The organism is Streptomyces sp. NPDC002690, assembly GCF_053592415.1.
Genome location: NZ_JBSFVR010000273.1, coordinates 1 through 10,239, shown reverse-complemented (window position 1 = coordinate 10,239; position 10,239 = coordinate 1). Strand labels below are relative to the sequence as shown.

Annotated in this window: 14 protein-coding genes and 1 pseudogene; 9 read left to right on the top strand and 6 right to left on the bottom strand. The window is 72.2% G+C overall.

Annotated features, from left to right (window positions below; genetic code table 11):
- Window positions 1–560: pseudogene (locus ACWD3D_RS26975) on the bottom strand (hypothetical protein); the annotation flags it as partial.
- Here ACWD3D_RS26975 and ACWD3D_RS26970 point away from each other — a divergent pair.
- The 7 genes from ACWD3D_RS26970 to ACWD3D_RS26940 all read left to right on the top strand — a co-directional run bounded on the left by ACWD3D_RS26970 (window position 547) and on the right by ACWD3D_RS26940 (window position 6,400).
- The gene (locus ACWD3D_RS26970) at window positions 547–861 is read left to right on the top strand and encodes a peptidoglycan-binding domain-containing protein (RefSeq protein WP_451463382.1); all 315 of its coding nucleotides are present in this window, start codon (window positions 547–549) and stop codon (window positions 859–861) included. The pseudogene ACWD3D_RS26975 and the gene ACWD3D_RS26970 overlap by 14 nt on opposite strands.
- A 225-nt stretch (window positions 862–1,086) precedes the next feature.
- Window positions 1,087–1,752, top strand: coding sequence for an HAD-IA family hydrolase (locus ACWD3D_RS26965; protein WP_451463383.1), 666 nt, complete (start codon window positions 1,087–1,089; stop codon window positions 1,750–1,752).
- An 85-nt stretch (window positions 1,753–1,837) separates the two neighbouring features.
- Window positions 1,838–1,963: a hypothetical protein gene (locus tag ACWD3D_RS26960; RefSeq protein WP_451463381.1), complete on the top strand. Its 126-nt coding sequence runs from the start codon at window positions 1,838–1,840 to the stop codon at window positions 1,961–1,963.
- 156 nt (window positions 1,964–2,119) lie between these two features.
- Window positions 2,120–2,764: an HNH endonuclease family protein gene (locus ACWD3D_RS26955; protein WP_451463380.1), complete on the top strand. Its 645-nt coding sequence runs from the start codon at window positions 2,120–2,122 to the stop codon at window positions 2,762–2,764.
- Between the two features lie 195 nt (window positions 2,765–2,959).
- The gene (locus ACWD3D_RS26950) at window positions 2,960–4,867 is read left to right on the top strand and encodes an alkaline phosphatase D family protein (RefSeq protein ID WP_451463379.1); all 1,908 of its coding nucleotides are present in this window, start codon (window positions 2,960–2,962) and stop codon (window positions 4,865–4,867) included.
- A gap of 107 nt (window positions 4,868–4,974) precedes the next feature.
- The gene (locus ACWD3D_RS26945) at window positions 4,975–5,451 is read left to right on the top strand and encodes a DoxX family protein (RefSeq protein ID WP_451463378.1); all 477 of its coding nucleotides are present in this window, start codon (window positions 4,975–4,977) and stop codon (window positions 5,449–5,451) included.
- 256 nt (window positions 5,452–5,707) lie between these two features.
- Entirely contained in the window at window positions 5,708–6,400 is a 693-nt protein-coding gene (locus ACWD3D_RS26940; protein ID WP_451463377.1) for a DedA family protein, read from the top strand.
- A gap of 72 nt (window positions 6,401–6,472) precedes the next feature.
- On the opposite strand, the gene ACWD3D_RS26935 is transcribed toward ACWD3D_RS26940, so the two are convergent.
- From ACWD3D_RS26935 to ACWD3D_RS26925, 3 genes are all read right to left on the bottom strand, one after another.
- Complete coding sequence (locus tag ACWD3D_RS26935; protein WP_451463376.1) at window positions 6,473–6,709, bottom strand: DUF2277 domain-containing protein; 237 nt, start codon at window positions 6,707–6,709, stop codon at window positions 6,473–6,475.
- A 283-nt stretch (window positions 6,710–6,992) separates the two neighbouring features.
- A complete protein-coding gene (locus ACWD3D_RS26930) occupies window positions 6,993–7,337 on the bottom strand; it encodes a hypothetical protein (RefSeq protein WP_451463375.1) in 345 nt (114 codons plus the stop codon).
- Between the two features lie 4 nt (window positions 7,338–7,341).
- Window positions 7,342–7,557, bottom strand: coding sequence for a hypothetical protein (locus ACWD3D_RS26925; protein ID WP_451463374.1), 216 nt, complete (start codon window positions 7,555–7,557; stop codon window positions 7,342–7,344).
- A 198-nt stretch (window positions 7,558–7,755) separates the two neighbouring features.
- Here ACWD3D_RS26925 and ACWD3D_RS26920 point away from each other — a divergent pair, with 198 nt between their 5' ends.
- Window positions 7,756–8,367: an excalibur calcium-binding domain-containing protein gene (locus ACWD3D_RS26920; RefSeq protein WP_451463373.1), complete on the top strand. Its 612-nt coding sequence runs from the start codon at window positions 7,756–7,758 to the stop codon at window positions 8,365–8,367.
- Window positions 8,368–8,500: 133 nt separating this feature from the next.
- Here the strand turns inward: ACWD3D_RS26920 and ACWD3D_RS26915 are convergent, their stop codons facing one another.
- Together ACWD3D_RS26915 and ACWD3D_RS26910 are read right to left on the bottom strand one after the other, a co-directional pair.
- Window positions 8,501–8,680: a hypothetical protein gene (locus ACWD3D_RS26915; RefSeq protein ID WP_450776275.1), complete on the bottom strand. Its 180-nt coding sequence runs from the start codon at window positions 8,678–8,680 to the stop codon at window positions 8,501–8,503.
- 9 nt (window positions 8,681–8,689) lie between these two features.
- Window positions 8,690–9,232: a flavoprotein gene (locus ACWD3D_RS26910; protein WP_451463372.1), complete on the bottom strand. Its 543-nt coding sequence runs from the start codon at window positions 9,230–9,232 to the stop codon at window positions 8,690–8,692.
- 132 nt (window positions 9,233–9,364) lie between these two features.
- Between ACWD3D_RS26910 and ACWD3D_RS26905 the strand changes: the two genes are divergently transcribed.
- On the top strand, window positions 9,365–10,239 hold an 875-nt coding region (locus tag ACWD3D_RS26905), incomplete at its 3' end, for a helix-turn-helix domain-containing protein (RefSeq protein WP_451463371.1).

The window sequence follows — 10,239 nt, the reverse complement described above, 5'->3', positions numbered from 1 at the left end:
CGGTTCGGGTTCTCACCCGTCACCGCGCGCAGGACCTGGCCGTAGACGCTGTAGTCGGTGTCCGCGTTGTACCAGTCGATACCCGACGTCGAGACGATGCGGCTGCCGGCGGTACCCCCGGAGGCGCGCGGGCCGGTACGGCACGCCGGGCCGATGCCCCCGGTCGCACCCACGCCGGGGGGCGGCTCGGCGGGTGGGGGCGGGGCGGAGAGGCCCGACCCCGTCCAGCCCCGCCGCAAACGGCCGTTCGTCGCGCTGGGAGTCGCGGCGGCCGTGGTCGTGATGATCGGGACCGCCTCGGTCCTCGGTGGGGTCTTCGACGGGGACGAGGCCGCCCGGCAGGAGAACGCGCCGGAGTCCACGACGAGCGTTCCGGACTCGACCGCAGGGGCGACGGACGCACCGGCGGAACCGTCCTCCTCCGCGTCCGCCTCCGCCACGGCCTCACCCTCCGCCACGACGGCGTCGGCTTCCCCGTCCGCCTCTGCCACGACCTCCACGTCCCCCTCGGCCGGTGCGAGCGCGGCGCCGACGGCTTCGGCCGGGATGCAGTCGCCCACGCCGAGCAATCCGACCTCCGCACCGCCGGTCGACGCTTCGCCCCCGGCCACGACCGCACCCCTGACCGGCGGCACTCTGCAGCAAGGCGACTCGGGATCGGAGGTCGCCGAACTCCAGAACCGGCTGCGGGAGGCACGGGTCTACTTCGGCCCGATCGACTCGACCTACGGGGACCGGGTCCGGATGGCCGTGTCGGCGTACCAGGCGATGCACGGCATCCAGGGCGACCCTTCGGGCGTGTACGGGCCCCATACCCGGAGCGCGCTGGAGGCGGCGACGTCCGGGAAGAGCAGGCACTGACCGGTCCCCCGGGGCGGGCGGGGTCGTCGCCGTCCATGCGGGCGATGCCCCGCGCCCCGGGGATTGGCATTCCGGGACAGGTTTTTGTATCGTGATGGAACAAAGTGGCTTCGCCCGCACTCCCTGACCGGCGGGCGGGGCTGCTCTTGTTCTTCGTGCGCCGCACGTCTTCGCGCCCGTGGCGCACGCGTCCCCTACGCACTTCACGTGCTCTGGAGCTCGCTCATGCAGGCCACCGTCCTCGCCGCCCGTGCCGTCCTCCTCGACATGGACGGAACCCTGGTCAACTCCGACGCCGTCGTGGAGCGCTGCTGGCGCCGCTGGGCCGTGCGGCACGGGCTCGACCCGGAGGCCGCCCTCAAGGTTGTCCACGGGCGGCAGGGCTACGCCACGATGGCGATCCTCCTCCCGGACCGCCCCATGGAGGAGAACCGCGCGGACAACCGCGTGATGCTGGCCGAGGAGACCGCCGACACCGACGGAGTCGTACCCGTCGGCGGCGCCCCCGCGTTCATGGCCGCGATCGCCGGCCTCCCGCACGCCCTGGTGACCTCCGCCGACGCGGCTCTCGCCGGGACCAGGATGGCGGCGGCCTCGCTGCCGATGCCCGTGGTCCGCGTCACCGCCGAGAGCGTCGGCGCCAGCAAGCCGGACCCGGAAGGATTCCTCAAGGGCGCGGCCGAGCTCGGTTTCGCCCCCGCCGACTGCGTCGTCTTCGAGGACTCGGAGGCGGGGATCGCCGCCGGGCGGGCAGCCGGCATGCGCGTCGTGGGCGTGGGCCCGCGGGCGGCGGCCCTCTCCCCGGACGCCCACGTCGACGACCTCACCCAGGTCCGCGTGGAGACCCTCGACGACGGCTCGCTGAAGCTGCACATCCGCGAAGGCCGATAGGACTCGCATCGGGCCCCGACCCACCGGGGCGCACACCCGAACCCACCCGCACCACCCGCACCACCCGAAGCCCGCCGGAGCGCCCATGGCGCCGGCGGGCTTTTCGGCGCGCCCGGACGGCAGGACCGCCCACTGGAACCCGAGGACCACCCGGGTCAACCAGGCCAACCGGGCCAACCGGGCCAACTGGGCCACCCACACGGGCCCCTGATGGCACGCCAGTTCCCTTGCTCGCCCCCTTGATGTGACGTGCTCATGTCGCCACGCTGTTACCTGGTGCCCACCCCAAGGAAACCTGGCGCCGCGACGATGACCGGGCTCCACCCCGAGCAGCCCGGTCAACGCCCCCCACATCAGAGGAGTTCGCATGCCCAAGTTCTACGCGCGTCGCATAGCCGTCGTCGCTGCCTCCGCCGCACTCGCCGCGACCACCGCGCTGCTCACCGCACCGTCGGCCCAGGCCGCCATGCCGACCCCGGTCAGCGCGGCCACCGCCCGTACGTACCTGGGCCAGCTGACGGTCGCGGCGGCCGGCACGACCAGCGGTTACAGTCGCGACCTGTTCCCGCACTGGATCACCCAGTCCGGCGCCTGCGACACCCGCGAGACCGTGCTGAAGCGCGACGGCAGTTCGGTCGTGACCAACACCAGCTGTTCGGCCACGAGCGGCAGTTGGTACTCGCAGTACGACGGCGCGACCTGGACCGCCGCCTCCGATCTCGACATCGACCACATGGTTCCGCTGGCCGAGGCCTGGCGTTCGGGCGCCAGCGGCTGGACGACCGCCCAGCGCCAGGCGTTCGCCAACGACCTGACGCGCCCCCAGCTGATCGCCGTGACGGACAACGTCAACCAGTCCAAGGGCGACAAGGACCCCGCCAACTGGCTCCCGTCCCGCGCCGCTTACGTCTGCACCTACGTGCGGGCCTGGGTGCAGGTGAAGTACTACTACAAGCTCACCATCGACTCCGCGGAGAAGACCGCGCTGACGACGACCCTCAACGGCTGCTGACCCACCGGGCGCGGGCCGCCCGACCAGGACGGCCCGCGTCCACCAGCCGTACCGCACAGCCCGCTCCGGAACACGCCCCGGCCCGCTCCGGAAGACGCCCGCGCCCGCATCCTTACGGCCTCCTCGTTCCGTACCGCCTTCTCGTTCCGTACCGTACGGAGAAGATCCGTCCACGACGGCGCGAGGAGGGCACAGATGGCCGGGCTCCGGCTGGGACCGCTGCTTCGGTACGTGGACCACTCGTCCGGGACCACCGCGACCGTCTGGGTCGAGGCCGACCGGCCGTGCACGGTCACCGTGCGCTGCGCGGACGGGGCGTCCGGCAGCTCACCGACGTTCGCCGTGACCGGCCACCACTACGCCCTGGTCGTGGTGGCCGGGCTGACACCCGGCACGACCACCCCGTACGTTGTGCTGATCGGCGACCGGTGCGTGTGGCCGCCCGCCGGCTCACCGTTCCCGCCCAGCACGATCACCGCCCCGGCGCCCGCCGAGGCGTCGCGGGTCCCGCTGCGCGTCGCCTTCGGCTCGTGCCGTTGGGCCGCTCCGCCCGGGGGTGGCAGTCCCTTCGCGCCGGGCTCCCCTCTGCGCCCGCCGGGCAAGGACCCCATCGGCCCGGACGCGCTCGACGCCCTCGCCGCCCGGCTGGCGGCCGACCCCACCGCCGTACGCCCGGACGTCCTGCTGCTCCTCGGCGACCAGATCTACGCGGACGAGACCTCCGAGGCGACCCGGCACCGGATCGCCGAGCGGCGCGATCCGGAGGAACCGCCGGGGGCGGAGGTCGCGGACTACGAGGAGTACACCCACCTCTACGACGAGTCCTGGCGCGACCCCGAGGTGCGCTGGCTGCTCTCCACCGTCCCCAGCCTGATGATCTTCGACGACCATGACGTCGTGGACGACTGGAACACCAGTGAGTCGTGGCAGGCGGACATGCGGGCCACTTCCTGGTGGCACGAGCGGATCGTCAGCGGCCTGATGTCGTACTGGGTCTACCAGCACCTCGGCAACCTCTCCCCCGCCGATCTGGACGCCGACCCCCTGTACGCGCGGATACGTTCCGTCCCGGACGGCACCGAGGCGTTGCGCCGGTTCGCGGCCACCGCCGACGCGGACCCCTCCGGGGTGCGCTGGAGCTACCGCCGCGATTTCGGACGGGTCCGGGTCCTCGTGGTGGACAGCCGCGCCGCCCGGGTCCTCGACGAGCAGCACCGCGCGATGCTCGATGCCGGGGAGGCCCGCTGGGTCCGCGAGGCGGCGCTGGACGCGCCGGGTTCGTACGACCACCTCCTCATCGGGACCTCGCTGCCGTGGCTGCTCCCGCCGCTGATCCACGACGCGGAGGCGTGGGACGCGGCGCTCTGCCGGGGCGTGCGGGGCGGGCCGGACGGTCGCTGGGCCCGGTTCGGCGAGAAGTTGCGCCGCGCGGCGGACCTGGAGCACTGGGCAGCGTTCCCCGAGTCGTTCCGGGAGCTGACGGAGTTGGTACGCGAGGCGGGCGGCGGTCCGGGCGCCCCGGCGACCGTGTGCGTACTCTCCGGCGACGTCCACCACGCGTACGTCGCCGAGCCCCGGTGGGCCACGGACGGGCCGGAGGCCAGGGTGTTCCAGCTGACCTGCTCGCCCGTCCACAACTCGATTCCGGCCCTGATGAGGGCGGGCTTCCGGTTCGGCTGGAGCCGGGCCGGGACGTGGCTGGGCTCGCTGCTGGCCCGGCACGGGCGCACCGCCGAACCGCCGGTGCGGTGGCGGCGGACGGGTGGCCCGTGGTTCGGGAACCAGCTGATGACCCTCACCCTGAACGGCCGGAGCGCACGGCTGGAACTGGTGCGGGCGCGGAGGGCGAGGAAATCCGCGGAGACGGGGGCGGCGAAGGCGAGGACCGGGGCGACCGGGGCGGCAGGAACGGCGGAGAAGGCAGCGACAGCAGGCAACGGGGCGACACGAGCGACAGAGGCGACAGGCGCGACAGGCGCGACAGGCGCGACAGGCGCGACAGGCGCGACAGGCGCGACAGGGGAATCCGGTAGGAAGGCGGCCTCTCCGGATGGCGTCCGGCTGGAAACAATCATGGATCGCTCGCTGACCGAGGGGTTGTAGTCCCTTTCGATCATCCCCGGAATCTTCCCTTCCGGGGCTCCGCGCCGCCCCTGGGTTGAGCCACTCGATCGGTTGCCCGTCCCCACGACCGTAGGAGTGTCCTTCCGATGTCCCCGTTCACCTCCCCCCGCACGTCCACGCGCTCGCCCCTCGAACAGGCCCAGCCCTGGGCGCTTTTCCTGTTCCGCATCGTCACCGGCTTCCTCTTCGCCTGCCACGGCGCGGCCTCCCTCTTCGGAGTCCTCGGGCGGACCACCACCCCGGTAGGAGCCTGGCCGGGCTGGTACGCGGCCGTCATCCAGCTCGTCGGCGGCGTCCTGGTCGTCCTCGGCCTGGGCACCCGTACGGCCGCGTTCATCTCCTCCGGTTCCATGGCGTACGCGTATTTCTCGGTGCACCAGTCGCACGGGCCCCTCCCCCTGCAGAACGACGGCGAGCCGTCGGCCGTCTTCTGCTGGGTGTTCCTGCTGCTGGCCTTCACCGGACCGGGCGCGGCGGCCGTGGACCGGCTGCTGAGGCGCACGCCGGAGCTGCCCGGCGAGAAGCGCGGACCGTCCGGCCGGTCCGCCGCCGTCGGCGTCTGACCGGTCCACCCCCAGGAGCCAGGACCCGCCCAGTCCCCCGGCGGGTCCGGGCCTTTGCACGCGTACTCCCCCTTCCCCACGCGTACTCCCAGGAGTCCCGGCCGCACCCGTCGCGGCGGTGCACGTGAGGTGCACAACACCCGCCCTCCCCCGGCGACTCACGGGTGAACCGCGGGCGTACGCTGTACAGCTGGCCCTGCCGCTCCTGCCGCTCCCCTGCGACGTCGCGGCGTTGATACGAACCGGGGAGTAGGACGTGTTTGAGAGTGTGGGGGCGCTGACCAGCAGCCCATGGGTCTACCTCGTGGTGGGACTCTCCGTGCTCCTGGACGTGTTCCTCCCCGTCCTCCCCAGCGGCGTCCTGGTGATCACCGCGGCCACCGCCGCCGCGGCCGGATCGACCACGGTCGCGGGCACTCCTGGCGCGACGACCCAAGCGGTGCCGTCCCTGCTCCTCCTCGCGCTGAGCGCCGCCGCGGCCTCGGTCCTCGGCGACCTGGTCGCGTACCGCCTCGCCTGGCGGGGCGGCGAACGGCTGGACCGGGCCATCGCCCGCTCCCGTAGGCTCACCTCGGCGCAGGAACGTCTTGGCGCGGCGCTCAACCGCGGCGGCGGCGCGCTCGTCGTGATCGCACGGTTCGCCCCGGCGGGCCGGTCCGTGGTCTCGCTGGGCGCGGGCGCCGCGCACCGCAAGGTGAAGGAGTTCCTGCCGTGGTCGGCCGTGGCGGGTGTCGCCTGGGCCGGCTACAGCGTCGGGCTGGGCTACTTCGGCGGCCAGTGGCTGGGCGCCACCTGGTTCGGCACCGCCATCTCCGTACTCGCGCTGTTCGTCGCGGGCGGCCTGGCCGCGTTCGTGATGCGCCGCCCCGCAGCCGCCGCGCAGCAGGCGCTCGCCGAGGCAGCCGCAGCGGCGGCCCCGGCTCCGGTCGGCCTCACCCCCGCACCCTGAGCCGTCCGCCGACCCCTGGGCGGGTCCTCCGCGGGTCCGCAGCGGGCCCTGGGGAACGGCCCGAGACCTCGGTCAGCCGTGCGCGGCCGTGTGGGTGTGGGCGCCCCGCACCTCCAAGCCGTCGAGAAGCCGGTGCGTGGCGGCCGTGATCTCGTCCACGGCCCGGTCGAACACCTCCTGGTTGTGCGCTGCGGGGGCACGGAAGCCGGACACCTTGCGTACGAACTGCAGGGCGGCGGCTCTCATGTCCTCCTCGGTGGCCTCCTCGGGGAGGGCCGGCGGGCGGAGCGTCTTGATACTGCGGCACATGACTCCAGTGTGACCCCCACCACTGACAGGAGCCCCGCCGCCGGCAGGCCCCATTGGGTTCCAACGGTCCCCGGGCCTCCTCACTGCCGGAAGGCGCGGAAGGCTCTCGGATCACCGCTCTCCGGCGGTCCGTGCACAGGGCCCGGATGACCACGGCGTCGATGCCGATGGAGCCACGAGAAGCGGCACGCCCGCGAACATCGTCCCCGCCGCAGCCCAGTGGCCGCCGCGGTCCGGACCACTCTCCTTCGCGGGCCCCGGGCTACGGGGCGGGTGAGCCCGTTCAGGGCGCGACGACGGTGACGACGTGCCCCTGCGCGTCCACGGTCAGAACGGCCCGCTCGACTTTGTTGAGCAGGGCCAGCACCAGCCAGACCGGGCCCCAGAGGAAGCAGGTGCACAAGGTCAGCAAGGCGTGAAGTACGTGATTGGCGGGCTGTCCGTGGACGAGGACTGCCTGTGCGGCGGAACGTGATTCCACTCGCCAGCCGTCGGCGATCCGCTGGGTGACGGCCCAGTCGAGGATGAGGCTGCGCTGCGTGTCGTCGGGTGGGGTGGCGAGCGGGGTGTAGAAGCCGGGAGGCGGCTCGATCGACGTCCGCGCCCGCGGGGTGCGGTGGAGTTTCACGGGCTCACCTCCAGGTGTCGAGATCTCCGCCCCGCCACTCGATCAGGTCGGGCTGATCGAGGTCGGCTTCCTCTCCGTCCGGTACGAGTCCCGCCGTGCGGAGGAGCGCGGCCACCTCTCCCCGTCCGTGGGCCAGTCCCACGATCCGCCCGTGCACCGTCACTCTCCGCGCACCGTTCGACGACGGCGGAGAGACGATCACGGGCGGATGTACAGCCATGCGTCCACGGTGCCCCGCGCCCGCCGGGCGCGCATCCCGACGGCGGCCGGCCCGCCGTCTCGAACGCCGCGTACCGCCCCCTTCACCGTACTGTCACGGCTTCATCACCAGCGGAGGATACGGCTCCGCCAGGTCCTCGCCCACGGCTACGTTCGGGCCTCCACCGACCGTCCGCACGCTCGCCCAAGGGGTTCGTCCATGTCCTTCCAACCACCCGTCCCTGCGGGCACCAACCCGTACACGCGACCGTCGCACGCCCCGGGCGCGCGCCCCAAGTGGACCCGGAAGCGGGTCCTCTTCCCCGCTGCCGGCCTGCTGTTCTTCGTCGGCGTCGGGATCGGGGCATCGGGCGATCCCGCTCCGGGAGCGCAGGACGCCCAGAACGCGGCGAAGGCGAGGCCGGCCCCGACCGTGACGGTCACCAGAACGGCCACCGTCACCGCGACGCCGAAGCCCGCACCGACGGTCACCGTGACGGTGACGGCCGCCCCGGAACCGGCGGCGGACAAGGCCGGGAACGATTTCGCAGACGCCTCCGACGAAGGCGCGGAGAACGGCACTTCACACCCATCGGGTACGTCGGGTACGTCGGGTACGTCGGGCAGTTCACACCCATCGGGCAGTTCGGGCACGTCTGGCACGGACGGAGCAGGGACCGACGACGACGCCGACAGCCCGCCCGCCGACACCGCGACGTACTACGCGAATTGCACGGCCGTCCGTGCCGCCGGGGCGAACCCCATCCACCGGGGCGAACCCGGCTTCGGCGCGCACCTGGACCGCGACGGCGACGGGGTCGCCTGCGAGTGAGTCAGGGCCTTGCCCGCGAGTGGAGCAGGGCCGGCCCGCGAGTACGCGGGCCCGCCCGCGTGTTGTCCGGGGACGAGGAGCCGCCGGGCGGCGGGACGGAGGCGGCAGGACCGGGAAGGCGGGGCACCGCCGGTCAGGCCGCCTCAGCCATGTCGGCGTGCATCGCGGACGCCCATTCGACCAGCAGGCGTTGATACGTCGCTTCGCCCTCCGGCGACAGCCTTCCGCCCGAACACTGCCACAGTGCGCGGATGTCCGCGTTCACCGCGTCAGGTGAGCGCACGGGAGCAGGCGCCGGAGGAAAAGTGGACATGCGTACAGATTACGGCGCCGAACTGACGGCCGAGTCCACGGCGTCGAGCGCCAGAGTCCACGGAAAGGCCTCGGGTCTCCCCTCTCCCGGCCGGTTGGGCTCGAATCCGCCGGGCCCGAAAAGCACGTTCACGCCCGCCTCGCGGAGGGTCTCCAGGGACCTCCCGAACTGCGGATGCCGCACGTAGGCGGCGTTTGCGCAGGGCACGGCCACGATCGGTATGTCCTTGCCGGTACCCTCGGCGACCACTCCGACGACGAAGGTCGAAGTGATGCCGAGCGCCCATTGGTTGAGCGTGTTGAAGGTGGCCGGCGCGACGAGAATCACATCCGCCGGGGGCCAGACGTCCGGATCACCGGGCATCTTGTACTCGGATCTCACCGGGTGCCCGGTCACCTCTTCCAGCGCGGGCAGTTGGGGCGCCAGCCACCGTGCCGCCGTCGGTGTGAGACCCAGGCAGACATCCCACCCACGCTCCTGCGCATTTCTCACTACACGTAATACGTCGAACACCGGAGGGGCAGCAGAACAGAACACGTACAGAGTCGTCATGTGGCCCATACCACCCCGCGCCCATATCCGGACGCAACCGCCCCCGGAACGAGTGGTATCGAGGCTGATGACACCCGCGCTCACAGCGGGCGCGGGTACCTTCCCGGTGACTCGTGTAGAAACGGAGAACGCATGCCCAGCCAGGTCGGCGAGCACACCGGCACCCGCATCAAGGAGCAGCGCAGATTGGCGCGGTTGACGCAACGTCAACTGGCCGCGCGGCTGCCCTACTCGTACAGCCTGTTGAACCAGGTCGAGTGCGGTGCCAAACCGGCGAACCTCGACTTCGTGGCGGCGGTGGCCCAGGTGTTGCGGATCGACGTATCGGTGCTGACGGGTCAGCCGTACGTCACCGAGCTCCAGCAGGACCGGCTGACCGAATTGATAAGGCCCATCCGCGAGGCGCTGGACCTGTACGACCTCGGCGCCGACGAAACGATTCCGGAACGTTCCCCCGGGCAACTGATCGAGGCCGCCCAGCACCTCTGCGTACTGGTGCGGGCCACCCATCTGCGCAACGCGGCTCGGAAGTTGCCGGCGACCATCACCGAACTGACCACCGCGGCTTGGCGGTCTGGGTCGTCGGAGCTGTGGCAGGCGCTGGCCTCCACGTACCGTACGGCGCACGACGTGAGCGTGAAGCTCGGCTATTACGACCTGTCCGCCGTCGCGTTGGACCGGATGGACTGGGCGGCCCGGCGCGCCTCCGACCCGTGTCTGTCGGCGATCCGCCAGTACATGCGGGCGCTGGTGTACTTCCGGGAGGGCGAGTACCGGATCGGGCAGCGGCTCATCACCTCGGGGCACGAGATCGTGTCCTCGGCCGGGAAGGACCGGGAGGCGCTCGCCGTACGGGGCCAACTCCACCTCGGCGCCTCGGTGATCGCCGCACGCGCGGAGCAGCAGACCCTGGTGGACGCCCACATCGCGGAGGCCACCCGCTGCGCCGAGCGTACGGGCGAGGTGACCCGTATCCACTGGCTCTCCTTCGGCCCGACCAATGTGGC